Source organism: Leptolyngbya sp. Cla-17 (assembly GCF_016807185.1).
In the GTDB taxonomy this organism is placed as follows: Bacteria; Cyanobacteriota; Cyanobacteriia; order Leptolyngbyales; family Leptolyngbyaceae; genus ULC077BIN1.
In genome coordinates this window covers 92106-117723 of the sequence record NZ_JAEVYN010000005.1, presented here as the reverse complement: position 1 = coordinate 117723, position 25618 = coordinate 92106, and the positions used below count along the sequence as shown (strand labels likewise).

At 50.0% G+C, this 25618-nt stretch carries 26 protein-coding genes; 8 read left to right on the top strand and 18 right to left on the bottom strand.

The genetic code is table 11. The annotated features are described in order from the left end of the window. Positions 1–96 precede the first annotated feature (96 nt). The 5 genes from JOY44_RS28765 (at position 97) to pyrC (ending at position 4064) form a co-directional block, all read left to right on the top strand. The gene (locus JOY44_RS28765) at positions 97–612 is read left to right on the top strand and encodes a helix-turn-helix domain-containing protein (protein ID WP_171573477.1); all 516 of its coding nucleotides are present in this window, start codon (positions 97–99) and stop codon (positions 610–612) included. Next, complete coding sequence (locus JOY44_RS28760; RefSeq protein WP_171571904.1) at positions 609–1175, top strand: IS630 family transposase; 567 nt, start codon at positions 609–611, stop codon at positions 1173–1175. The genes JOY44_RS28765 and JOY44_RS28760 overlap by 4 nt, the downstream gene beginning before the upstream one ends. 54 nt (positions 1176–1229) lie before the next feature. Then, complete coding sequence (locus JOY44_RS28755; protein ID WP_171576848.1) at positions 1230–1502, top strand: hypothetical protein; 273 nt, start codon at positions 1230–1232, stop codon at positions 1500–1502. A 166-nt stretch (positions 1503–1668) separates the two neighbouring features. Beyond that, positions 1669–2709, top strand: coding sequence for a hypothetical protein (locus tag JOY44_RS28750; RefSeq protein ID WP_203032216.1), 1041 nt, complete (start codon positions 1669–1671; stop codon positions 2707–2709). Between the two features lie 326 nt (positions 2710–3035). Further along, positions 3036–4064: a dihydroorotase gene (gene pyrC / locus JOY44_RS28745; RefSeq protein ID WP_171576846.1), complete on the top strand. Its 1029-nt coding sequence runs from the start codon at positions 3036–3038 to the stop codon at positions 4062–4064. Between the two features lie 121 nt (positions 4065–4185). Here pyrC and JOY44_RS28740 read toward each other — a convergent pair whose 3' ends face one another. The 5 genes from JOY44_RS28740 to JOY44_RS28720 form a co-directional block, all read right to left on the bottom strand. Next, a complete protein-coding gene (locus tag JOY44_RS28740; RefSeq protein ID WP_171576845.1) occupies positions 4186–4746 on the bottom strand; it encodes a hypothetical protein in 561 nt (186 codons plus the stop codon). Between the two features lie 31 nt (positions 4747–4777). Beyond that, complete coding sequence (locus JOY44_RS28735; RefSeq protein WP_171576844.1) at positions 4778–5311, bottom strand: hypothetical protein; 534 nt, start codon at positions 5309–5311, stop codon at positions 4778–4780. Between the two features lie 78 nt (positions 5312–5389). Then, on the bottom strand, positions 5390–5836 hold the full coding sequence (locus JOY44_RS28730) for a CHAP domain-containing protein (protein WP_171576843.1): 447 nt from the start codon (positions 5834–5836) through the stop codon (positions 5390–5392). Next, entirely contained in the window at positions 5826–5996 is a 171-nt protein-coding gene (locus tag JOY44_RS28725; RefSeq protein ID WP_171576842.1) for a hypothetical protein, read from the bottom strand. The genes JOY44_RS28730 and JOY44_RS28725 overlap by 11 nt, the downstream gene beginning before the upstream one ends. A gap of 57 nt (positions 5997–6053) precedes the next feature. Further along, positions 6054–6593, bottom strand: a complete 540-nt coding sequence (locus JOY44_RS28720) for a hypothetical protein (protein ID WP_171576841.1) — start codon at positions 6591–6593, stop codon at positions 6054–6056. 209 nt (positions 6594–6802) lie between these two features. Between JOY44_RS28720 and JOY44_RS28715 the strand changes: the two genes are divergently transcribed. The 3 genes from JOY44_RS28715 to JOY44_RS28705 all read left to right on the top strand — a co-directional run bounded on the left by JOY44_RS28715 (position 6803) and on the right by JOY44_RS28705 (position 9341). Next, positions 6803–7009, top strand: a complete 207-nt coding sequence (locus JOY44_RS28715; RefSeq protein WP_171576840.1) for a hypothetical protein — start codon at positions 6803–6805, stop codon at positions 7007–7009. Positions 7010–7024: 15 nt separating this feature from the next. Continuing rightward, positions 7025–7192 carry a hypothetical protein gene (locus JOY44_RS28710; protein ID WP_171576839.1) on the top strand — a complete coding sequence of 56 codons (168 nt, stop codon included), beginning with the start codon at positions 7025–7027 and terminating at the stop codon, positions 7190–7192. Positions 7193–7703: 511 nt separating this feature from the next. After that, a complete protein-coding gene (locus tag JOY44_RS28705) occupies positions 7704–9341 on the top strand; it encodes a hypothetical protein (RefSeq protein ID WP_171576838.1) in 1638 nt (545 codons plus the stop codon). Between the two features lie 332 nt (positions 9342–9673). On the opposite strand, the gene JOY44_RS28700 is transcribed toward JOY44_RS28705, so the two are convergent. From JOY44_RS28700 to JOY44_RS28640, 13 genes are all read right to left on the bottom strand, one after another. Continuing rightward, on the bottom strand, positions 9674–11203 hold the full coding sequence (locus tag JOY44_RS28700; RefSeq protein WP_171576837.1) for a DUF6519 domain-containing protein: 1530 nt from the start codon (positions 11201–11203) through the stop codon (positions 9674–9676). A 17-nt stretch (positions 11204–11220) separates the two neighbouring features. After that, positions 11221–11757 (bottom strand): hypothetical protein, encoded by a 537-nt coding sequence (locus tag JOY44_RS28695; protein WP_171576836.1) that lies wholly within the window; start codon positions 11755–11757, stop codon positions 11221–11223. A 30-nt stretch (positions 11758–11787) separates the two neighbouring features. Then, positions 11788–14046 carry a hypothetical protein gene (locus tag JOY44_RS28690; RefSeq protein ID WP_171576835.1) on the bottom strand — a complete coding sequence of 753 codons (2259 nt, stop codon included), beginning with the start codon at positions 14044–14046 and terminating at the stop codon, positions 11788–11790. Positions 14047–14048: 2 nt separating this feature from the next. Next, complete coding sequence (locus JOY44_RS28685) at positions 14049–15614, bottom strand: baseplate J/gp47 family protein (protein WP_203032215.1); 1566 nt, start codon at positions 15612–15614, stop codon at positions 14049–14051. 20 nt (positions 15615–15634) lie between these two features. Then, complete coding sequence (locus JOY44_RS28680; RefSeq protein WP_171576833.1) at positions 15635–16003, bottom strand: GPW/gp25 family protein; 369 nt, start codon at positions 16001–16003, stop codon at positions 15635–15637. A gap of 56 nt (positions 16004–16059) precedes the next feature. After that, a complete protein-coding gene (locus JOY44_RS28675) occupies positions 16060–16326 on the bottom strand; it encodes a hypothetical protein (protein ID WP_171576832.1) in 267 nt (88 codons plus the stop codon). Positions 16327–16477: 151 nt separating this feature from the next. Beyond that, entirely contained in the window at positions 16478–17338 is an 861-nt protein-coding gene (locus JOY44_RS28670; RefSeq protein ID WP_242541944.1) for a phage baseplate assembly protein V, read from the bottom strand. 48 nt (positions 17339–17386) lie between these two features. Beyond that, the gene (locus JOY44_RS28665; protein WP_171576830.1) at positions 17387–18478 is read right to left on the bottom strand and encodes a phage late control D family protein; all 1092 of its coding nucleotides are present in this window, start codon (positions 18476–18478) and stop codon (positions 17387–17389) included. A 9-nt stretch (positions 18479–18487) separates the two neighbouring features. Beyond that, positions 18488–19012, bottom strand: a complete 525-nt coding sequence (locus JOY44_RS28660) for a hypothetical protein (protein ID WP_171576829.1) — start codon at positions 19010–19012, stop codon at positions 18488–18490. A gap of 5 nt (positions 19013–19017) precedes the next feature. Further along, positions 19018–19695, bottom strand: a complete 678-nt coding sequence (locus tag JOY44_RS28655) for a hypothetical protein (protein WP_203032213.1) — start codon at positions 19693–19695, stop codon at positions 19018–19020. A 642-nt stretch (positions 19696–20337) separates the two neighbouring features. Continuing rightward, positions 20338–22500 carry a DUF4157 domain-containing protein gene (locus tag JOY44_RS28650; protein ID WP_242541939.1) on the bottom strand — a complete coding sequence of 721 codons (2163 nt, stop codon included), beginning with the start codon at positions 22498–22500 and terminating at the stop codon, positions 20338–20340. A 12-nt stretch (positions 22501–22512) separates the two neighbouring features. Continuing rightward, the gene (locus JOY44_RS28645) at positions 22513–24771 is read right to left on the bottom strand and encodes an AAA family ATPase (protein WP_171576827.1); all 2259 of its coding nucleotides are present in this window, start codon (positions 24769–24771) and stop codon (positions 22513–22515) included. Continuing rightward, positions 24768–25607, bottom strand: coding sequence for a Pvc16 family protein (locus JOY44_RS28640; protein ID WP_171576826.1), 840 nt, complete (start codon positions 25605–25607; stop codon positions 24768–24770). Before JOY44_RS28640 ends, JOY44_RS28645 begins: the two co-directional genes overlap by 4 nt. Positions 25608–25618 lie beyond the last annotated feature (11 nt).

The window sequence follows — 25618 nt, the reverse complement described above, 5'->3', positions numbered from 1 at the left end:
CAGACTGGACTCATGGTCACGCTGTTCTAATACCAAATTAAATTGGAGTAGTTACAGATCAGATAAACTGAGGAATGTAGAGGTGAGAGTCTAATCATGGCTGGTGTCAGCGCAATCGTAATTAAAGAAAGTCTCGAGGAGTTAGGCACCCGCTTGCGAACGGTTGAACAGCCGATAGTTAAAGAACGATTGCAAGTGTTGTACTGGCTCAAACGAGCGCAAGCACCGAGCATCAGCCAGATCGCGGTTGCAATTGGCAGGCATCGAGGCACGGTGCAAAAGTGGTTAGCGCTGTATCGAGCACAAGGATTAGAGGCATTGCTGGTGGTCAAGCCAACGCCAGGAGGAGGCAACCGGATGATTCCAATGTGGGCAGAAGTTGCCTTAGCAAAGCGATTGCAGGAACCGGACAATGGGTTTGACAGCTATGGGGAGGTGCAGCAGTGGCTCTTGGAGAGTTTAGGAATAGAAGCCCAGTATCATGCGGTCTACCAGATGACCCGTTATCGGCTCAAAGCCAAGCTAAAAGTGGCTCGTCCCCAACACCTCAAGCAGAACCGAGCACAACGAGAGGCATTTAAGCAAACCTTGCAGACGACCTCGATTTGTTGAGCCAATACGCTCGGCAAGTGCGCCAGGATAAACGACCTATTCGCTATTTTGCTGGGGATGAGAGCCGCTTTGGGCTGCATACCATTATCGGGCGTTTGATTACAGCCTTTGGAGTGAAACCCATTGGCTCATGGCAACGGGTGTTCAAAGCATTCTGGCTCTATGGCGCTGTGGAACCTGCCACCGGAGAATCCTTTTTCTGGCAGTTCTCCCATGTCGATACCGAGTGCTACCAATGCTTCTTGGATGAGTTCTCCAAGGCTTACCCCGATAGTCTCAATATCCTGCAAGTGGATAACGGACGGTTCCACAAAGGCAAAGCGTTGATTGTGCCACAGAACATTATCCTGGTGTTCCAACCGCCTTACTGTCCGGAGTTAAATCCAATTGAGAGGCTATGGGAATATCTCAAGGCGGATCTCAAGTGGGTTTCGTTCAAAACGCTTGACCAACTGCAATCCAGAGTAGATCAACTCTTATCCCAGTTAACCCCTCAAGTGATTGCTTCTCTCACGGGCTACCCCTTTATCCTCAATGCACTATCTGTCATTGAAACTATTTAAATTGGTATAAGGTTAGAGAGACAGAACACTTTATAAGCGGAGCACTAAACTCTCATGACAGGTAGTAGGGACAAACTTTACGAAGAAATCTACAAAGGCCGCTTGATTGAAATAGATGAATTTCAGCAGTCCATGCCCGGTTCAGTGACTGCTTCTCACTTCACTGTCAGTGTCGATGGTGTCGAGTTGCCCGGCACATTTGACGATCTCTCCTATCAACCTTTTGGTGCTTCCGCGTATCCAAAAGGTGCGCCAGATCCAGAGCAATCATCGGCACTCGCAGCAGCCAAAGCTTACTGCGATCGTGAGGCTGAAGCAAAAGACTAAAAGGCCGCTCACTCGACCAGGGGTGCTTCGCAACAGTCGGAATAGGGAGCTAGGGCATAGTGAAGCAGTGAACCGACTTAAGAACGAGACCAAGTGGGCAAAGCTAAGCAGCTCCTCTTTCGTGCAACAACGCCGTGTGTTTGTTTAATTGACAGGAGACGATGAGATGTGGCAGTGGCTGAACTCCTGGCAAAGCGCGATCGGCAGACTTCAACTTGGAGTCAAACAACCTGTGGTTAAAGAGCTACCCCCACCACCAACTACCTTGCTTTCCCCTGTCTCTAGAGCCGCAGTTACCCAGGCTCTACCGCATCCGCTTGCCGTTGACTTGCTTGAATCCAGCTTGTTTTACCGCTCTATCGAGGGCAAAATTGTGTGCCGCTCGATCGCGTCGGGTGCAATTGAGTGGGAATCGAAAGACAATGCCTATCCCTTGCGCGTCAGTGATCACATTCTGTGGGCGGTGCAAGGTGATGCCATCGCCGCCTATGCGACGACAGACGGTCAACTGCTGATGCGATCGCAACCGCTGTGGCTACCAGGTGGAGCGACTCATACTCTGTGTGACTTGTCTCAGCAAACCTTGCGAATCTATGCAAAATATTCTCCACCACCAAATACCGGAGTGTGGGTTCCTCATTACCCCAATGAGGATGCGGCAGCGTATGAGGTCAGTCTGATCAGTGGAGAAGTGACTACCCTATACCAGTGCACTCTGCGTTGTTCACAGCGGGCCATGGGAGATGAGATCATTCCCAGGCTCCCTGACGCGTTACGCAGCGCCCTGGAAAGCCATTCTATTGATGAGCTTGATAAGCCACGCCAACTTATTGAGGACTATCGCGGCGGCAAGGTTTCTCGTGACGAGCTATCCCAACGTCTTAAGGACGATCTCAGCGAACGCAGCAAGGCTTATGACGAGTTACTCCAACGCATTGAGGACTATCGTGGTGAGAACAGAAAGGCTTATCATTGGCCGGCTTGGCAAGAAGTTGAGTCGCAATTTTATGGGGGGAGAAACTCTAGAATGGCTGAGTTGAAGAAGGCTTCTGTTGTCGTTTTCGATTACTCTGTTGACCAATCCGTCAAGCGTAGGACTGCATTAAGGGTTTCCAGTAACCAACCTCCTTATACAGAATACTGGCAAGATCCAAACTACTGGCAAGTCACCTTAAAAGAATTTTGTCTAGAAATACCGCGCTGCTAACGCTCATCATGGATTCCTGTTCCATAGCGACCGACAAAGAAATTGAAGTTTCAGCGCTTTGTAGTAGCTTTGAACTTAATAAAGGCGATCGCTGCGGTACTGATTAACAAGAGCAAGATTCTTCAGACTCAATAAGACTGCCTCTAACTGTTCTGTCTCTAGTCTGTCCCACTCCACAGCAATCGGATACGACGAGTGAAACCGCCACGCTCGATTTGTCTCCGTTTTTGTTCTGCCAACACTGCTTCCCGATCAATGCTGTAGGCTGCCATCAGGTATTGTTAGCGTGCGTCTTTCTAAAGCACTAGCGGTTTTATAATTGAAGCATGCAAAAGCTCATGATCACCCGACCTGATGACTGGCATCTCCATTTACGCGACGGCGCGGCATTGAAAGCGGTTCTGCCGCATACGGTGCGTCAGTTCGCCCGCGCGATTATCATGCCAAATTTAAAGCCTCCAGTACGCTTGGTCGCTGATGCAGCAGCCTACCGCGATCGCATTCTTGCAGCAGTTCCAGAGGGTCAGCAGTTTGAGCCCCTGATGACGCTCTACCTCACCGACAACACCAACCCCGAGGAAATCATCGCGGCGAAAGCCTCTCAGTTTGTCAAAGCGGTCAAGTACTATCCAGCCGGGGCAACGACCAATTCAGCCCTTGGGGTGACGGACATTCGCAAGTGTGATCGCGTCTTTGAAGCAATGCAGCAGGTAGACCTGCCTTTACTCCTGCACGGTGAAGTGACCGATCACAATGTTGATATGTTCGATCTCGAGAAGGTGTTTATCGAGCAACATTTGATCCCTCTCAAGCAACGATTTCCCAGGCTGCGCGTAGTCCTTGAACACATTACCACCTCCGATGCGGTGCAGTATGTCCTATCTGCAAACAACATCGCTGCAACCATCACGCCACAACATTTGTTATTTAACCGCAATAGCCTGTTCCAGGGTGGCATTCGCCCCCATTTTTATTGCCTGCCAATTTTGAAACGAGAGGAGCATCGATCAGCTCTTTTACGAGCAGCAACCTCCGGTCATCCTAAGTTTTTTCTAGGCACCGATAGCGCCCCCCATCCTCGAAATAGCAAAGAAAGTTCTTGTGGCTGTGCAGGTTGCTATTCGGCTCTGCATGCGATGGAGTTGTATACAGAAGCGTTTGAGAGTGCCGATGCCCTTGATAAACTTGAAGCTTTCGCCAGCTTCTATGGGCCAGATTTTTATCAACTTCCACGCAACACTGAACACATTACATTAACCAAAACGACTTGGCGTGTTCCCGATGAAGTTCCATTTACGGAATCGGCACTTGTACCCTTGCAGGCAGGTCAAGAAATGACTTGGCAAATGGCTTGACCCTAGAATCCACCTGACTTCTGTCATGCGGTAGATTGACGGTATAGAAAAAACCTATAACGTCATAGTTGGTAGCACTGTATATGTTCCTGAGATAAAAACCAGGAGTTTTATCTCATGGTCAAGCGATCGCTCCGGTCCTCTCTTCCGGGAATTCAGCAAGATTGGTGAAATCAATGCGATTGGCTAGCAAGACGATGAAGTCTTGAAACGGCTGCACGTTCCAGGCGATCGCCATTAATAGCAATAACCCCAACAACAGAGAAACGACTAGCAGAAGAGGACTCCAGCCTTCTTTCTGTTCTTCTCTTGGCTCCGGCTTGCTCGCATCAGCCTGTTGATTCTTGCCAAGGCGAATTCGGAACTTACGTTTAGATTTGTCTGCGGTTTGGGTCATATTTTCAGAAATTTTGGTTTGCGCTTTTTCGGGTTGATAGGGATAGCTCGTTTTTGCAGAGTCGGTCAGATACCACTTGAAAAGGGTGTCGCCTTCCGATATCGCCTGGATATCCGACAGGCTGAGGTAAGAGGGCTTTTGATCCTGAAAAGGTGCTTGCAGCCATCCGTACTCTCCTTCGGCTTTGTAAGCCCAAAAAGTACCCCGCTCTGGGTGAGATGCTGATACCAAATATTGTTTAGTAGGGTCAATCTGCTGGGGAGGCTTGGCGGCGGTTTGAGTCATGAGAGTTGCTCCACATAGTTAGGCTGAATAATTAGTGTTGAAGTCGGGCATTCGCCCCACCGACGCGCCCATCGCCTGCTTGCGGGTTGATGCCGTGCAGGTCCATCGCTTTTCGCACGAGCTGGAAATCTTGAGTAATGGCAATGTCGGTCATGGCGATACCGCTGCCGCCTATATCTGCCATCACAGCAGTGCCACCCTGGTTATCACAGACTACGGAACCCGGTGCGAGGCTTAACCCAGTCGCAGGATTCACCACTTTTCCACCGGGATAAACGTTGCCAAATTTGGCAGTATTACTGGCAGATACCAGGAAGGTGCTACAGCCTTTCATCAGGCGCATATCAGCGGTTTCAGCTTCAGCAGCGACTTTCTCAGCGTCTAGTTTCTTGAGTTCCTGTTCGGTAGAGATGGCGGCGGCTCTGTCTCGCACCTGGCTGAGTCGTTCTAAATTGCGTTGAGTGTCAGGGATGGAGGCGATCGCACAGCCGACTAGAGCCACACCCAAAACAACTTTGATGACGGTGGACTGATGGCGGCGACGGTAGCGAAATGGTAGTTTCATAGGGTGAATCCTTGTGAGGGTTTGCTTTTTTGTAGGGGGTGATCGCGTTGCCGTCCAAAGTTCCGCGATCGCTCTCTCTTAGTTTTTTGCCCAGTAGGTAACGGCTTGGTTGAGATAGCTTTCATCGCGCTCCATAGCGACGTTGGAGCATCCAGCATCAAATTGGTTGCCGCCTGAGTTAGCAGAGTGGATGATGGGCACTCCATCAAAATCAACTGATTGAATGATGGCAACATGCCCGGTGTTGCCTGTCAGCCCAGGTGTGCCCGGTGGAATTCGGGCGATCGCTCCAGCTTCCGGCTGGGAAACTTGCTGGTAGCCAGCGGCGATCATGTGGTCTGCAAATTCCCCGGTGTACTCGCTCAGATCAGGCACTTGGAGATGTTTGCGATGCACATATTCAGCACAGTTGCAGACTTTAGTCGATGCTTGAGCGCGCTGAATGGGGGCATGTTCTGGTTTGATGGGATGGGCGATCGCGAAGCACCCGGCAATCATTAGAGCGACTGCGAAATCAAGATCCATAGGGTTCCTCCAGTAACTCAGCAAAGATTTGTTTGGCTCGTTCGTAGTCGGGGTCTGCGTCGGTTTCGATAATCAAAGTGGTCACGCGATCAAAAAGCGGCAATTGCCCAGGGCAAGACGGCGGCGCGGGTTTGGGTGGTTTGATCTTGGGTCGCTTCATTCGGATTCTTTTGAGGGGCAAGGATGAAGAGCAGCAGTGCTAAGCAGAGAAAAGCGGTTACTTCCCCAAGGCTTGCAACAATTCCAGTGCTTCTTTGAGGGAGTCGGTCTGGTCAGACTGCTCAGAGTCAATCCGATAGGCTTTCTCCTGATAGCGCTGCTGTTGCAGCTTCAACGCCATCGCTTTGGCGGCGATCGCGTCTTTGGCTTGCCTGGTCTGGTTCAGCTTTGCCTTGCGATTATCTAAGTCGGTTTCCATGGCATCACTGATTTGGTCTGCCACTTCAATAAATTGGGTGGCGACTGCCAGGGGGTCTTCAAAGGTGATGGATTTCCCAGTACGCAATGATTCCAGACTGAATGCAGCAGGTAGCTGTGGAGTGGAGAGCACAATCTGATGGTTGCCCACTTCTACGGTGGTCTGGATGGGCACAGGTTCAGGGTCTGATGGGGCGATGTCAAATTCATGCAGCAGGCGATCGCAATCAGTAGGACTGACCCCTTCTGAAGTGTCGATGCCCAATTCTTTACAGCGGTTGAAAACGGTCGTTTTGGCAAGGGAGTAATCTTTGCAAAACTTGGTCAGCGAAGTCTTCATGGTTGCCTCTGAACGGTGTGGGCACTGGGGTGGAACGATTAGAACACGCACGGAACAGCCGAAACAAGTAGCTCTCGTTTCAGGTGCGTTCTAGTGCTGTTTCTAAAGTGTTCCGATTTCTGAAATGATGCTAACATGCTAGAGACTAGATGAGTCAAATAGATCCTATGTGAGTCTTTTGCTATTATTCTGAATATGGAGCGTAGAATATGAGTCACATATCTCTAGTCAGTGACACAGTGGCGCAAAAAGGACGTATACCCGTGGATGTTAGTGATTTGCGGGATTCAATCGAATCGTGTAGGGATGATGCAGCATGGGCTGAACTGCCCTTAGCGGCAAAAATTCGTGTGCTGATTAGAGAACGGTTGGATCAGATGGAAAAGGAAAAGCTAGCCACTAGCAAGGGCAAGTAAGGGGAGCGATCGCTGATGACCACCCAAGTTCTACAAATATCCCAACCCAAACGAGCCAAAGTGATTGATAACGTCAGTTGGGAGCAGCTTGAAGAAATTAATTATTCTCTGGAAGATGTTTCAGGGCTAAAACTGATTAACCTGGATGGAACGCTTGATGATGCAATATCCCAATCAGCCTGATGCGGTGACTGAGTTTTTAAAGGCGATTCACCAGCAGTTGTAAAAGAGGCAAGGGGTAAAGCCGTCCATAACACCGTTTTGCCAAAGAGTTTCTCGAAAAGTGCGGCATTTCCCCAGATCTGCGGTTAGATCAGACATACTCTCTACAGCACAGATCACTGGCAACCGTCAAAGCCGGAGATGAGTCAACAAGTTTCCCTGTTTGAAACCCCCAGGAGGTGAGCCCGTGACATAGAAAACCCTTTAAAAAGTCGAAACCCCCACTGCGCTAACAGAAGGGGCGAAAGACTTTATTTAGTTCTGGATAGGATTCGGAGACTCTAACTACGCCCAGGAAAAGCAACGTTAGGTCATCCAGCTTTGCTATGCCAATTTTAGTAGCAATTTGTCAAAAGGTGCAACATCTTTGATGAATTGTTTAACTTTTTTGCATAGCTTCCTATCCTCTGTTGTTCAAACATAGGAAGTTGATCATGCGTCGAAGATTTTGTGACCATCGGGAGGGCAGCCCATGCCGCTAGCCCTCTCTCGCTCTTCCCATCAATTTCAATCGGTAGCGGAATCGGAGGATGCCTTCCTAGCGCTGTTTCCTCACCGCCATGACTACATCTGGGCAGAGCATCCCCAGCCCAACGCCACCCCAGCGTGGCAGACCGAGAGTCGTCACCCGCTCTCAGATCGCTTGATCCTGCAAGGGGGCTATCTCTACGGGGTGCGCTTTGGACCGAAAACCAACTACCTGCTGTTCGATATTGATAGCGGCAGTCTCTACCATCCCCGGCATGATCCCTTCGCGATCGCGCGTCTGGTCGCTGCCCTGGAAATGCTGGGACTGGTGAGCTACATTGCCGTGACCAGTTCCTACAGTGGCGGTCTCCATCTCTACTTTCCGTTTGAACGGGCGCAGAAGTCCTATGAGTTGGCGGGGGCGGTGCAAGCGCTATTGGAGAACGCTGGCTTTGTGTTCTCTCCCGGTCAGTTGGAACTGTTTCCCAATGATCGCGGCTTCGTCGATGGCAAGCCCACGCTGTATGCGGCGCATCGACTACCGCTCCAGTTGGGTTCTTATTTGCTTGGCTCCGATTGGGAACCGATCTTTAGCACTCCAGCAGAGTTTGTGCATCAGTGGCGGTTTTGTCTACGGCGCAATCGGATCACGTCTAGAGCGTTGAAGCAAGTGCTGAAGACGGCAAAGCGGCGGCGCTTTAGTCTATCGGGCAAAGTAGACAAGTTCTTGAATGACTTGAATGCGGAAATTGAACCGGGTTGGAGTGGGACGGGGCAAACCAATCGGATTTTGGGACGGATTGCGTTAAGAACGTACATCTTTGCCAAGATTCTCTATGGTCATTGCCTGGAGGGCAGGGCGCTGGTGGAGAAAATGGTGGAGATTGCCACGGCACTTCCGGGCTACCGAGAGTTTTGTCAACATCAGCATGAGATTCGGCATCGGGCAGAGGAGTGGGCACAGTCGGTTGAAACCACGACTCGTTATTTTCCCTACAAGGGGCGGAGGGCTAAACCGAATCGGTCTTCTAGACCAGCGGAGACTCCAAGCTGGCATGAGCAGCAGTTGGATGAAGCACGGGGACGGATTAGCAGGGCGATCGCGCTCATGCTGGAGTCGAATAGTCTACCGATTGGGGCGACAGCAAGGTTTAGTGCTTTAACGGCAAGTGGCATCGGTGGGGCGACGCTCTACAGGCATAAGGATTTATGGCATCCCGAATACTTGATGCCTGTGGATAACCCCCCGTACCCCCCAGGTTTAGACATTGAGCGCGAAGGGAACGCGCCAAAGTATCCAAGCTTATTAGCGCTTAAGTCCAGTAATGTGCCATCTGGTAAGGAGTTGAGCGGTGCGAGAGACTCAAATGCTCAAGCAATAAGTAGTAATACTCAAGAAAACCGGGAGGGGGTTGAGTTTGTCAGGCAGAAGCTGGCTGAGGTGGAAGAGGTGCAGGCATATAAGCGGGCGGCTCAGTTGGAGCTTTGGCAGCAGTATGGACAGCAGAGGGAACAGTTTACTCATCCTTCTCCGGCTCATGTGGATAAAATGCGGCGGTGGTTGGAGTCGGGAGATGCCATTCTGGTGGCGGAGGCTCAGGTGTTTCTTGGTCTGATGGAGGAGACCTCAAGGGGGGTCTGAGTAGAGGGTTAATTCGTCATTGGGGTTAGACTAAGCCGCCTCGGTGATGGGGTGGCTTAGTCTAACCCCTTAAGGGCATCCTTTGGACTGAAGCAGGGTCATAATTAAATTTAATCGCCTCAAGCAACACACTCGTGGTCAGCCTCTGGAATAATTGAAATTTAGTCTTTATCAAAGAAATTCACTAGTCGCCTCCACCAGCTTCTTCTGATTTAGAACATCAGTAGTTATGGGCTGAGTGATGGATAGTTGCGGGAGTAACATTGCAAACTGCTTCTGACAACGATGAAGCATCAGCAAGTGAGCCGAACGTGCAAAATTTGATTCCTTGGTCAACTGAGAGCATTAATTGCATAGTCAAAATATGAGTTAGCTGTTACAACGAATTCGCTCGTCGTAATACCATGATTTGCCTTCATGAATTCTAATGCTTCAATGTACCAGCTAGGAGAATCTCCTACACTGTTAAGTGATCTTTTGAGTTCATTCATAGCTGCATCGAGACTGCTCGTTCCTTCCTCTTCGGCTGCTTGCGCAACATTTAATAGGAGAACCCTCAAAACTCCTGAGAGACTTGACATCTCGATGCTTCCATACCGTCGAGCCAAGAATGGAAATTTCTGGTACATCGCTTGGACGGCGCCCCTCGCTAATCGATCTTGTTGCGACCTCAACATACTTGCCACGTCACGTCCACGTTCATCGAAAAGCCAAACACTAATGTTTTTTTGAGTAGAATATGTGTTAATTAGACTAGAAGCTGTTATTTCGTCTTTTAATAAATTCAAGTTGCGGCGATATCTGTTTATAAAATTCCCTTTGCCACTACTTGAGGGGCTTCCATGTTGGTCAAGCGTTTTCAAAAAGTTCTCTTGCGCGTCAGCAAGAATTTGCATTAACTGGAATACATCAGAAATACTTACATTGTTGGTCAGTACTTGTGTAATGCCAGATGTACATATCTGAAAAACATCTTGAAGTGTAAAGTAAACCAGAGTTCTATCCAGATCCGAAGGTGCTGCGTCAACAAAGAGGGTTTGGCTTGCTAAGCGATTCCGCAGAGCATTACGTAGTTGGGAAAACATGCTGCTGAGTGCTTGATTATCTATAACTGTTGACCCTTGTTGTGCATAAATAGGAGTTTTTAGGTATTTGGACAAGTTGAGTTCGGTTCGCCGCTGGTCAGTGATCTGTTCGGGGGTAATTGTTGCACCATCTGTTGGTCGGTTGATGGTTGCTAAAAGATAGTAACTGTGATTTGGTAAGCGATTTTCTGCGCCTGCTTGGAATACCCGCACTATCCAAGAACGCTTGAGACGGACACAGGTTTCTACGCCAATCGCCGGATTCACTAGGTGAGCATTATCTTCTGATGCACCAACTTCCCATTCCCATACATCCAAATAAACTAGATAGGAACCAGCGGTTGTGGGAATACCTGCAATTTTGGGAGCATTGGGATCTACAGGTGTGGCATCAGGAGCCACTGGTGAATTAGATCCGGCATAACTTTCATGTAAAGGTTGAGCTTTAAATTCGATGTCTTGGGTAATAAAAACCTCAACACCATCGACAAGACAGCGATTTGCACCTGAATCATCAGTACCACCACCCGCCAAAATCCTAAAATTTGCACTATCTGGTGTAGGTATTGCCGCAATGCGGAATGCGTCATTCCTAGAGCCATCGCTCTTAGCAGGAATGCCATCGCCGATAAACCATTTTATAAACGTCCGCAACTCAGTTCGGCGGATGTCGTCCATTTCATTCCAGTCAGCATCAATTAGCGGCACCCCCTGCTGTAAGCGCACGCTGGCATACCGCTTGAGCGGATCAAAGGTATCGCGGGAAAAGTTGCCCATTGCTGCTAACTCCTACTCTAAAAGGTTAAGCGCAAGGTGCGCTGGAGGGTAAAGCCCTCCTGGAGATCAATGCGGGGATGAATCCGATGGTTGATCAGAACTCCAGTATTTGAAGCAGCGGTTCCGCCTGAAATCAGCCCAAACTCTCGCAATTGGCGATCGCCAATCGTAGGAATATCTTCTGCGAGGAAATCGACTCTAATTTGTAATTGATTGGATGGACTTAAAGAGGTACCGCCGACAAAAATCATTTGGTTGGCAGGTATGGGTTTGCGTTTCGTTTCACGATATAGTCGTGTGAGTTGGCGACGTTCGTCATCACCAGGTAGCACTGGGGGTAGGCTATCCCAAGAATCCTGTCCTGTTCCAACTGCCCAAAATGTTAATGCCTGTCCCTCTCCCTTTATCAGCGCAGCTAACACTCTACGCAAACCATCGACAATTAAATTGGGCTGCCAGGGAGTTTGCCAAATGACATGACCGTCAATATCGATTAGGGTGTCCTGAAACTCTCCCTGGGGGCAAGAATATTTGAATAGTGGTTCCTCAATCATGGAGTGCCTCCACTAGGAGATGGTAAGGATTTATTCATAGGTAAGGGCAGAGTGCCAAGTTCTGAAGCGGACTTCGATGGGAGAGGCTGAAAAATTTGTAGTCAGATGGTTAAGCGTGTTGGTCACAAATAACTGCCATTCAGGGATGCGATCGCTACCTACATCAACCCCATCACTATAGATTTCTGCCTCGTTTAAAACACCAATATCCTCTGCCAATTCTGTGACGTTTTGTATTGTGTCGTAAATCTCTTCAGCTTCAGCCGGTTGCAGGAAGAATTCAACTCGCGTCTGAATGGGTAGGAATTGTGGCAGGACATTTTTTAGGAGCTCCTGATCGCGTTGTAGCAGATCGGGATCTTCGGTGTCCGGCGTTAAGTAGAGTCCGACGGTATCGCGACGGGCAAACCAGGCAAACCAGTCAGCTGAGCTTGTGGGTCTACCCTGCGAGTTTACAACAGCGGTGTAGGTCTGGAAATCATCGAACTGTTCCCGTAAATTCAGCTTAGTTAGATTACGAGTATCAACGGTAGTACACCCGACGTATCGGAAATCCGTGGTGTCGGTGGCACCATAGACCTGACTGGTGTAGGTCAAACTCTGGTTAGAGCGGTAGATCAATAGAGTACCCTCTGGATTAGCGATACAAAGGGGTGCATGTTGAGAATAGGCACCTGTGGTGATGGGTTCAGCTGTACCCCAAGTATGGGTGGTTGCATCCAGCAATGTGTGCCAAATCGACCAGCTTCCACCCCGGGTAGAACTCCAAAACAACTCAATTGTGCCGTCTTCACGCACCAGTGCAGATGGGTCCCGATCGTCATTGCCCAGTGCAGCCCAGGGGAGGGTACGCACCTCACTCCAGTCACTGGTCACCGTTGGATCAAGTCCCTGTTTGACTCGATAGGTAATCTGCCAGCGGGTTTGGGGAACAATGCCAGATGGCTCTTGGCGTGCCCAGAAAATCCAGAGGGGCTGCGTGGCGGCGGTGGGATGGATGACTACAAATACATCGTTCACGGCCCATGGATCTTGTCCACTTGCCAAAGGGAAGGTAGCGGCGGTTGGAAGCTCCCAATTGGTGCCATTGTGTCGGTTGTATTTGAGTTGTTGCCGTCCATCAATGGATTCAATCCAGAATAACCAAAGACCATTGCTGGTATCCGTAACTGCGCAGGGTTGGCGGCGATCGCTCCCATCGTTTCTAAAAAGCTCAACCGTAGACCAACGGTCATTGATGCGAGTTTGATATTGAATTTGCCAACGGTTCTCAGCCTTTACATAGGCACTCCAGAACACCCACAATCTTTCACTTTGAAGCACTGGGTCTCGCTGAAGCGCGGCGGTTGGATATTTTTCAAATACCTGATTGCTGTTTAAGGGTTGACTGGGTGTCCATTTCTTTTCGTCTGGCGCGTTGGGCGTATAAATCTTGTACCAGATCTCACAGCGGTTTTGCTTGAAGGTGTGATAGAACAACCAGAGCTTTCCACTCTGATCTCGAATAGCGGATGGACGACCTTCATAGGCAAAATTGAGGGATAGAGGTTTGGTTGACTGAGACCACTCGCCGCTGCTATTGCGTTGGCGTAGCCAGAGGTTTAGCCGCTCTGGGCAGTTAGAGCGAAAGACGTTATGAACAAACTCTTTGGTGCGACTCTCCCAACCGATGAACCGCTTGACGGTTGCTTCCAGGGTTGGAATCAGCCCTATTGTTTGATATAGATAAGGGGCGTATCGAATTTCATTGCGTTGCTTGGCAATTTCTATGCGGTAATCGGTTTGCCAACCAATCCACTCCGCTAACAGGGGCAGCAAGCGCCCATCGACACGATCGAGATTGTAGGCGTTGAGCAGGGCAGTGGCAAAACTGTAGAGCTGGTCAAGCTGCTCTCCTGGCAGTTCAAGAAAGTCGCGCAATTGACCAGACTCTGCATCGTAGCGATGATAGATAGCCGGGAGGAGATCGTACAACTGCCCCGCTGTATTGTATGGCGCAGTTGCCATCGCAGATATACGGTTGTGCGGATCGAAGTGGTACTGCTGCGGGCTGCGGTAAGGAAACAGGGTGTAGTAGTAAACGGTTTCGCCCTTGAGATCCTCATCCTCAGCCGTTGTCAAACCCTCCCCCTCTTTGACTAGTTTGCCATCGTTGGGGGATATTGGGTGGGTCTCTTCCCGCCGGACTACCCGCACACCTGGGTACTGATTGGGTGACGGATTCTGCCAGTGCAAGCTGATCTGGTTACCAACAGGATGGGGAGTGGCAGTAATTTGCAGCAAGCGCATGATTACCCTCCCTCTTCTGAGGTTGAAAATTTGATGCCCTTGAGATAAGCGGGATCATCTGAGACAATCGGTATCTCATTACTCCCCAACTCAATCTTGCCGCTGTTCTCGATCGAACTAGGTGCTGCGCCCTGTCGTCTGAACTCTGTGATGTTGACGTAGGCAACCCCTGCGATCGCCTCCATCGCTTCATAGAATTTACTGAGGTAGAGGGTCTGCTTGAAATCAACATTCTCCAGTGCCAGTAACTTAGCAACAGCGCCTTCTAACTGCTCCTTAATCTCATTACGGGAATAGTAGCTTTCAACTCCAACTTCGGCTGTGATATAAATTTTGACGTAATCGACATCGGCGATTTCAATGAGGGTTGTGAGCGGACGTTTATCCTCAAAGTAGGCTAATAGGTTCGCTTCTAGCACATCGCTGACTCGTCCGCCGCCTTCAGGGGCGATATAGAGTGTTACAGTATTCCAGTTCGTTGACTCTGCCCGCACTTTACTCACACCATTGAAGTCAAGCGCCAGTGATTTGTAGTCATCCGCCGTGACAGCCCGTTTGAGGGAACGAAACACTTTGGGCGCGTTCATGACAGCGCGTTCAATGCTCTCTCGATCGGCACCGCCACTAGCAAGAGCAGGATTGGTGACTTTGGCCCCGACCAGTGCTAGTTGAGGCGCACTGGCAAGTGTCTCGATCGTGTTAGCAGGCACATTACCGAACGCTCCACCACCAACCCGATAGGTTACTTTGATCTGGCGTCCACTGGGTGGAATAAATCCGAACGCCCCATCCCCAAAAATCACGGTTGCCCGATCCTGGTCATCGATCGCTAAAATAAAATCGCGCTGCTGCTCTCGACTAAAGGCTAAACTTTCGCGCAATGTCCAGGGTTCAATGATCCCGCCCTGCTCTGTCAGCAGCAGCAGATCTTGATTGACCTGCCGTGTGGTGTTAAGGGAACGTAAAATTACACCCGCATGACTCAGGGTGAAGCGTTGATTCGGCTTACCATCGGAAACTCCCAGAATTTCATCCTTCACTAACCGTCCTTCTTCAACAGGGATACCGTCTGCGTAGATTTTCTTGGTTCTATCCTTTAGATCGAGAGGGAGTGTAGCGCAATTGATGATTAACGGTGTTTCACTCGTATATTCAAAGCGCACACTCTTTTTGTTCTTCTGGCTCTTAGTCGCGAAGGCATCCCCTTTAGAGATTGTCAATACATCACTGACCGAGGTGGGAACGGTCAGGACGAGTTTGGCTGCTGCTGGAGAAGCGGTTGAGAGGCGATAACCGATGAGGCGCAGATGTTGAATAATGCTGCGGCGCGTTTGGGCAGTGCTGAGAAAGCTCTCATTGGCAATGCGATCCTGGTAGTAGCTAAGGGTATCGCCCATATGGGCAAAAAGCTGCAAGAGCACATTGCCCATGTCAGCTTCTGAGGTATAGTCGGTCCACTCCGGCAGCTTGGTGGAAATCTGATCGCGCATGGACTGGAGCAGACTATCGTAGTCGCGAGCCACGTAATCGATGACTGATTGCCCATCTACTTTTTGGATTTCCGCCATGTGTCACCTCTGAATCACTGTTACCGGAATTGAATCCGCACCATCTGGCGCGACAGGTCTACCCGTTTGGTATAGACAATTTCAATCATTGCCGTTTCTTGTTCTGCTTCGACACTCACCGCATCCACGATAATTTCATCCCGAAGCCAGCGAGTCAGCGCCTGCCCCACGGTAAATTCCATCGCATCCGCCAGCACAACATCGTTTGGTTCAAAGACCAGATTAAATAAACCACAGCCAAATTCCGGTAAGTTGACCCGCTCTCCCGGTGCTGTGAAGAGCACCTGAATCATTTTGCCACGAATGGCTTCGTCACCATCGCTAGAAATAATGCGACCTGCTAGATTGACGGAAAATGGAAACCCAAAACTTGTTTTACCCTGTGCCATGAGCCTTTAAGGATTGATTGACACTATGGTTGAATGACCTAATCGGTAATATCGAATCACTCAATTTTCCCTGTTCCCGTTTGAGTCCCTTTACCAATCATGTTATTGTTCGCATCCTTAACCTCAACAGTGATATCTGAAACTGAGCCTCCTTTCACAAACTTATCGATTGCCTCAGCAATATCTAGAGACAACTTCTCAAGGATATTGTTTTGAATCTCATCAATTTTTTGGGGATCTGGATCTTTGGGAGCCTGAGTTTCTTTTGCATCTTTAAAGGCTTGCTTGATGTCTTGCTTTAAAGTTTCTTTATCTAAACTCATTTCATTAGTTCCCTCATTAATCTAGGGGGCAAGCTGGGAAATCAGGCAATTTGGGTAAAGCAAGGGGTGATTTAGAGATTGGTGACGAGATTCCAACATCCGGCGGCGTAAGCGTTGGTAGAGAGGGAAATTTACAGTTGCTCATCCTTCTTCACTTGACTAATACATTGCTGGTGATGAATGGTACTACTGGTGCCGCTAACATTGGTGCAACCGGAGGGATAGGAGGACCGGATGGACCAAGCGCTGTGGGATGGGTATGGGTCGCCCATATGGTACTAAAAAATGTTTTGGCTTTGATGGTCGGTTCCAGTTCTGTTGGTGCTCCCGCTGCCCCCAGCACGACTGATTTTCCCTGCATGACAATCTCTTCTGCAGCAATCCGCGCCATACTACCGCTTAACTCGATCGCCACTTTACCGTCTTTAGTAACGATTGTGATGCTTTCCTCAGACATGATCACTGAATTAGCGTGTTCATCGACCAACATTAGGTTCTTATCTTTTGAATTCAAAAGAATCGTAGAGCCTTTTTGATTACCAATGATGACACTTCCGTTCTCATCGATCGCAAAAAACGATTTATCTTTGTGTTTGATAGTTATTTTTTCCTTGCCATCTGCATCTTCCAATTGAATCGTATGGCCCTTCTTTGTCTTAATGATTTTCTGAGTAGGTGAATTTTGAATCTCATCAGCTACTTTTGGGAGTTCACTTTCACCATCAGGCTTACTCCAAAAAGTGCCTACCCAAATCGGAAATTCTAGATCGCCTTCTTCAAACTCCACCCAAACCCCAGCGCCAACTTCAGGAATAAACAGGAAACCTTGATCGCGATCGCCCCCATAGGGAGTACAAGGCATTGCCCACCCAGAAACAACTTCATTGCCAAGCACACTGGGAACTTTAACTTTCAAGCGACCTAATTTTTCAGGATCAGCATTTTCTACGACAAGCCCCCGATATTTCCCATAAAATCGGTTCTCTATTTTCTGCACTAAGTTGGCAACCACTTTTTCCAAACTCATAACCAATCGTGCTCCGAAATTTAGGTCTAGAAGTTAGGTAGAAAATTGTTCTGATCCGGTCGGCAGAATGGCATTCCGTTTCACTCGAAAGATTTGTTTGTATCCCTCAGCAGAAAACGAATGGGTGACATGGGTGACATAGTAGACACCGCTGTAAGTTTCCCCAATCCCTTTAATGGTGACAGTTTGTCTAGCTCTCAGCACATGCCCGTAACCGTTTGCGGCAACCTCTCCTTCTCCAGTGACAAACCAACTGCCCTGGTCATAAAGTCCTTGACAGAGAGCAGCCATTTCTGGCTGTCCGGTTGCCACAACTCCACCTACGACTACCACTCCAGGCTTCATACCAACTGGTAGCAAGCCGATGGCATCCATTTTTCCTAGAGCTGCTTGTTGGCTAGTTTCGGTAATTACATCCAGCACTTTCTTCGTAGCGCGATCAACTTGAACCATGGCGACGTTGGCAGGAGTCAGCGCATTCACCTCTAAAGAAAATTTCTGCACAGTGGTTTTATCGTCAAAGCGAACTTCCAGCACAGGTTGAGGAGGTGCATCGATTTGCAATGAACGGAAATAGCCGATTGCACCCTCAACGTAGCATTCAAAACCATTTCGCAGGGCTAAACGACGTAAAAACTGAATGTCAGTTTCCCGTTGAATAGTTGTGGAAATCGCTTCATTGTGAATTACGGCTGTATCTTCTGTTTTTGGTGTAAACCCATACAGGTTAAAAATTTCAGATGCGATATCACTATCTTTTTTGTTGGGCCAGTCTTTCAACTTTTCTTCTCGATCCATCAAAACGCTGCTGTCCATACCCCAGACTTCTAGCGTGTATTGAATAGGGTTACGAGAGAAAGATGGTTTGACATGGGTGATATAGCCAGAAATTAGTTCTTCAGCACCACTCTCTAAGCCAGCGGTAATAGTAATAGGCTGCCAAACTCGAAATCGTTCGTCATCAAGATAGGGCCAGGAGCCATCGGGCTGGAGGGCGATCGCAATATGCAACTGGAACATTGCTGCGAGTTCGTCATCAAGCTCTACGTCAAGACTCACCAGGTTCTCATAGAGCTCGCTGACCTCTTCGTCATCAATGGTAATTGCAAGATGTTCGAACGCCATAAATTGCCTTTATGCAAAAATATCAGGAGGAATGACGATCTGCTTGCCCGTGCGTCCAATGGTCTGCGGTTGCCCTACGATAAAACCGGCCCTGCTGATTATCTCAGTCAAGGTGCTGGCTTGAATGTTAATTTGATTAAACGTGATGATCAGGTAATTTTCGTCATCTGTCAGCAAAATATCTTCAATACCAACCTGGTCAGAGATTGTCTTCATCAACACAGCCCAAGGCGGTTGTCCTTGACTCTCAGGAAAAGAGAGGGGAAATTGTTGAGTAATGAATGGTGTTTTGCCTAATAAAGCCTGGGGTGACATGAATTCTGGATTGGCATCACAGATGCGCCACCATTTGCGGGGTTGATTGTAGTATTTATGGGCTAAGTGGTCGAGGCGATCGCCATCTGCAAGGGTGTGTTGAAAGATACCTGTTACTTCGGGTAGCGCTCTTGAACTCTTAGATGTCAGCCGTCGCCCTTTGGCATCCACTGTTACTTCATCTGGCAGTTTGCGGTAACGCGAATTTTTGAAAAACATAAGTTTTATCCTGGAATCACAACATTAGCGATGTCAGTGATATTGGTTAAATTGAGTTCCGACATGGCTTCTTTCCTCGCCTTGGAATACATGTAGGGGCTACTCCGTCCCTCAATGACGGTTAAGCTGACGCTGACAGTAGCCTGGGTTGGGTTTAGATCGGCGCTATACAGCGTTTCAGTGATGTTTAGACTATTGATGTTGACGGGCAATACTCGTTTACGTCCCCAAATGAACAGGACTAAAGGCGGATTAGGCTTGCGAGTAAAGCTAAATCCCCCCGGCGAACCTAAGAGCGATCCGAGTGCTTGACCAATCAAGCTTTCATCTTTTGGATGAACCATCAACTCCAGCGTAGAAAGCTGGGGCGAAATGCCAAACTGCTCGGTAATGGTGTCACCTTCATTCAGCTTATCGGAGGCATCTAGGCGGATCTCAAATCCTATCGTTTCCTCTTGCACGGTGACGATCTGCTCATCCCTGATCTCGGCAAGGTCGTCAGAGATCTTGTGGAAGTCCCTAAGTGAGTCTGGTCCACCACTCGGTGGAGCGTGGGTGAGGCTGCGATTGCGAGTTAATTGTATCGGATTGAACTGAAACACCACAAAGAGAGGGGGAAGGCTGATGCCGTATTCGACAAATGCTCCACGCAGAATTCTGGGTTTATTGGGGAAGCCAGACATAATTGTTTCTTTTTCACAAATGTGAACTGCGTGACCTGAGCTATTGGTGACGATTTTAGGTATTGGGGATGAATTTATTTTATGTTGTCCAGAACAATTGGGTTTCTCAGCTGCAACAAATCGATGTGAAGCGATCGCAACTGATTCATAAAGTGGGTGATTCAGGATAGTGACAATCGCCCTGCCAGGACACCTATGTCGGGCTCTGCCATTTTGAGGAGAATCGCCCGACAATCGTCTCTTACTACCTCAAACAAATACGATCCCCCTTATCCTAAAACGCAACTGCGATCGCTCCTTTCTCTTGAGCCCTAGGCACGATCGTACGGTTCCCTTCACCTGGTTAGGTGTAATTAGCTGCAACCCGTAGACTACATTCGAGTTTTCACCGTTATGTGCGGGATGACTGTTATCCCCTCGATTGGGGTACGGAGGGCGATATTCAATTTCCCCCAGAAATCAGCAATTAATAAACGTAGGTTGGGTTGCGCGACAGCAAAACCCAACAAAGCCAAAGGTTGCATTTGTATTCCGTTTGACCCGAAAGGCTTATAGGTGTTGGGTTTCCTTCGTCAACCCAACCTACGAGGCGATCGATCGCACTATGCAGGGTGCGGATCGCGCTCGCGCCCTAGCATTGCCTCACAACCTATTGTACGAAAGGTCAGGCGGCGGCACGCCCCGCATCTCGTCTTTACGCGGCTGGCCGATGAGCTTGGGGGAGCCGAAGCCGCCGCTAAGGCCGACGACCCTGATCGCGTCGCCATCCACGGCCTCGCCATAGATCTGGATCGTCATGCCGTCGGCGCGCGCCCAAGGCGTGCGCTGATCGCCCACCTGCCTGCTTAGGGCAAGCTTGCCATGAGTCGGAGAGTAAGCGTAGAGCACTCCTATTTGGCCCACAGCGGCAATCGCCGCCGAGTAGAGCTGCGCGCGTTTCACCCCCTCCTCCACGTCACTCCCGGAGGTCCAATCGCCAGTGTACCAGTCGATAAGGCTACCACCGCCCCCATGAGGGCGGTAGCCCTGAATGCCGAGTCGATTAAGCCGATTCTCGATGGGGTCTGCATCGATCAAGTCGGCATCATCGAGCGGCAGCGAGCCCATCCATTGAATCCAGAGGTGGCGCTCCATCCGATCGGCGTCGGCTTTGGCGGCCGCGTCGCTTGCCGCCTTCTGTGCCTCGCGGATGCGCCCGGAGATGGAAGCGATCTGATCGCCAAGTTTGTTCTGCGACTCCGCCGCCCCCTCCAGAATGGAGATCTGCATATCGAGCTGAATCTCGGAGAGCGTTCGGTGGCGACCTGTCAACTCGAACTCGCGTGCATCCGCTTTCGCTTCGACACACCAGTCGGAGACTTGCGCCACATCGTCAATCTTGAGGCCGAGCATCGCTAGCTCGCGGTAGAGGTCCGTAAGCTGCTGAAAAACCTCCAGGCGCTTCAGGGTCGGGTTCACTTTGCCCTTAAAGTCCTCCGTCGCCGCTTCCGCGGTGGCTGCCAGCCCGCCACCGCTGTCCGGCATAAGGGTCTTTTTCACCCCTTCCTTGACCATCGTCTTGCCGAACTCGATGAGCGTCTTATCGAGAATCCGCACCACAACCATACCGCTCAGCGCTGCGCTAAGCGGCACACCGACGGCAACACTGATAGCTATGCTGAGGACCAAATTCTGGATCGCAGCGTTCACCTTCGCCTCTGCCTCACCCCTCTTGAGAATCATCTCGAAGTGCGTGTATGCCAGCATGTAAACCTTGGCAACCGCTTCGAGATCGGCGCGGGTTGCATCCAGGCCCTTTATCCCATCGTCTAAGGCGGTGGTGATTGCCATACGGGAATTCTGGGCTTGCGTCACCACTACGTCTACGCGCTTCTCGAACCCCTTGCCAACGACCCGAAGCGCGCGCGGGGTCGCGCGCGCGGGGTTTCTCTGGAGTACGGGTGCTGATTCGCTACGGCGGACAGATGCCTCACTACCAACCATATTTTGCTGCATTACATGCGTTAACTCATGCGCGAAGAGCCAGCCGCCTTCTGCCGATTGAGGCGCATACTCACCGTTCCCAAACACCACGTCCCGCCCGACCGTGTAAGCTCGTGCGTTCACCGCCTGCGCCGACTCAGCCGCCTTCGCGTCCGTGTGCACGCGCACCCTACTGAGATCGTGACCGAAGCGCGGTTCCATAAAGGCGCGGGTAGCTGGGTCAAGCGGTTGGCCGGGCGAGTTCAAAACTTCGTGGACGATGGAGGGAACTTCAGAGGATTCTCGCGGGGGAAAAGGAGCAGTTTGATTGCCAATCGTTTTCGTCTGAATGACTTCCTCTTCTTCCTCTTCCATCTCAGGCAACGCTTCCCTCTGGACTAAAGGAGTAATTTGGTCAGCAACCTTCCTCTGAACCATGTCCTCTTCTTCTTCCGGATCCATCCGTCGTTGAATCGTTGGCTCTGGCATTCGCATCACCTGATCGGCAATGCGATCGGCTTCTTGCTCGTACCTGTCATTGGGTGAGCCAATCGTCAGCTTAGGCTGGAGTATTCGTTGCTCATTTCCTTTTGCGGCACACTTCGCACATGAACTGCCACAGGCACAAGCCCGTTGAAGCCGCAACCCATTGACGTCCGTTGTCATGTGAGTGCTTGTCGGATTGCTTGCTTGCAGGTAGCCATTACCCAGATTGCGTTGTAGGGATTGCAGAGAACCAACCGGCTCGCGCATTTGTGGCCCACTGTGGGTCTTCCCATCCAAACCTTTAGAACGGGAAGTAACAGCTTTTTTCTGTGGGTCTTGATCCTTCACAGTAAACATCCCAGATCCTCCTCAATGCTTCCTAGTTCCAGATGACGGTGCGTTCACCTCATTCCACAGTTTGCCGATCTTCTCAAATTCTCGCTTTGCTCCCCGCAAAACATGATTCATGCAGATCGCCCCTCCCTCCTCAGCCGCAAAGAAAGCCGCGCTCAACACAATGTTCTTGATACTGCCCCCTGCCACCTGAAACTTTCGTGCCAGGAATTCATAATCTAACTCCTCACTTAAAGGAGCATCAGGTGGGAAATGGGTTTTCCAGATGAGCCCTCGGTTGGCATCATCCGGGAAGGGAAACTCGACAATAAACCGTAGTCGCCGAGTAAAAGCATCGTCCATATTCGCCCGCAGGTTCGTAGCCAGAATCACAATCCCTTCATACTCCTCCATCCTTTGCAGCAAATAGCTAGTTTCAATGTTGGCATAGCGATCGTGGGCATCCGAGACTTCTGTGCGTTTGCCAAATAGGGCATCCGCCTCATCAAAAAATAGAATCGCATTGCTGGTTTCCGCTTCCTGAAAAATGCGGGACAGATTCTTTTCCGTCTCACCGATGTATTTGCTTACCACCCCAGCCAGGTCTACCTTATACAGATCTACCTGGAGATCATGGGCAATGACTTGGGCTGCCATGGTCTTACCCGTACCGGGTGGACCCGAAAACAGCGCACTTAATCCTTTACCATGGGATAGCTTGCGGTCAAAACCCCAGTCACCAAACACCTGGTAGCGATGCCTCGACTGACTACAAATTTCCTTCAGTTGCGCCAGCTTGTCTTCAGGCAGGATCAGATCCTGCCAGCCATAGCGCGGCTCAACCTTTGCCGCCAATTCACTCAACTTTTGATTGCTTTGGTTCCGGCAGGCAGTATAGAGATCAGCTAGCGTTAGATCCGGTTGTTCCGCCGTCAGGGAACCGTGGGCGATCGCCATTGCCACCGCTGCTCGAATTTGCCTGGGGGTCAAACGAAACTGATTCGCCAGTTGGTTTGCCCAAGTCTCATCAGCAGTGGGTAGATGGTTTTCTAGAGACTGCTTCCAAATAGCCGTTCGCAATGCCATATCGGGCAGAGAGAGGGCGATCGACTGAAACACCATCGACTCAAATAAATCCTGGGGGTGCCAGGGCTTTTCCCCCGCCAAAAATGCCAACCAGCCAAAGTCAGCCATGATCCTCGCCAGCCGCTTCAAGATCATCTTCCCCTTTGGCTCATCCCCCATCAATCGATCCAAGTGATCAAAATAGAGCGCCCCCCGTAGCAGCAGTCCTTCACGAAACACTAACCGCACGAGCTTTTCCGCTTCTGCTTCCTGCGCCAGTAGCAAATTCAAATCGACATAGAGCAACCGACAATTGAGCTGGGCACAAGCTCCCAGAGCTAATTCCCGCTTACCCACACCCGTTAGCCCCTGAAGATACACTACTACCCGATCACCTTCCTTTGTGGGAGGTGAGCAGTGGTGCTGCAACAATTGCTCCATTTTGGTTTTGGCGATCGGGTCTATCAACACCTGTTCCAAGGTCTGGCTAGGGTTATGTAGAGTCACCAGATTACTTAACCGTTCATCGATCTGGTAATTGCCCAACAAATAGTTCAAAATCCGCCCATCCAACCGCAGAAATCGCCCCAAATCACTCGCTCCAGAAGGACTGTGGGGATCATCAATGGGTTGGAGAATATCTGCCCGAAAGAGAGTTGCTGTCTCCGAGAAATAGAATTTGGCTCGCCAACGAGCAGAAAGGTCAGGGCTGGCGCGATCGCTTTGAGCTGAGCAAAGCAGCGTCAAAATCAAATCGACACTGGGTTTCTTGCGGGTGATGTCGTCTTGCAAATAAGCGTAGAGCCGGTCATATTTACGGTGTAGCTCTGGAGCGAGACAGATAACTACCGCCTGTGCTTCAAACGGGGAGAGTTTGAAAGTACGGGCTAACTGAATCAGCGGCAGAAAGACCTCTTGTTCAAGGCTAACCACAACCCTAGCTTGCATCTGTTGCGACAGTTGGGCAATCTGATGGCGGAGCTTGCCTAGTTCGACTGAATCTGAGTTGGGCAAGGATGCTGCACCTACTAACCAGTCCACTTCTTCATGACTGATATAGACCTGCTGGTCAACGGCTAACTGCTGGAACGGTTGGGTGCGCGATCGTAGCTTCAATACTTCCATCTGAATTCGCAGATCCAACCACTTCAACACATCATACAGATGCTCAAACGGGTCAGCATAAGCCGGCATCACCTGATTTTTGGGGATATCCGGCTGCACTATCATGGGGTTACCTCAAAGAAAAAAGTTCTCCTGAATAAGTTTGAGACATCAACTCGTATTTCGTGGAACCCTGGGGGCAAATCATTCGGAACCGTGACAGTGAATTGATTTTGGGTTAATTCTTGGGCATTGAGAATGGTTCTCCGCAAAATCCTAACCGAAGCCCGCCAACCTACCAAGTGCTCTCCTTGGAGGGTGATGGCTGTCCCCACAGATCCCCGTATGGGAGTGATGCTGTCTACTATGGGTGGGCTGAACATCGCACCAACCTCAGGTGCTCCAGTTTGGCGGACTCGGGGCGGCATTGGACGCTCACTGGCAGGCAGAGCATCGATTTGCACAACCGAAACCTGGTAGAGAATCGACAGACGAAATGGCTTTGTAAACGTACTCCAGACCCGCGCCAACTCTTCCATATCCAGCGTGTTATGGATAATTTGAATCTGTTCCCGGGCATCCTCCAGTCCATCGGCTAGGTAAGTTTGGGGCACAATTGGGTTTTCGTAGAAAACACGCATGGCTTCACCCAAAATTGCATGGGCAGTCGAGTTGCCAGTCTGCTGCTCATTGGGGGCGTAGGGTGTCATCAGGTAGAACAAATTTAAAGAAAGGGGCGGAGGTACCAGCACATTGGCAGTTCCTGGCTTGAGTTGCCAGTCCATATTCTTAAGGGTTGGATTCTCTAAAACCTGATACAGGAATAAATTAATTCGCTGATTCCCCCCCCCTTCATCCGGTGCCAGGATCGTTACATCTACAGATGAACTCAACTGCATCTCACCCACCAGGAGATTCCTGAGAGACTCACTGACCAACCCGATCGCCGTAGAAGCACTCATCGCTGTTCCTC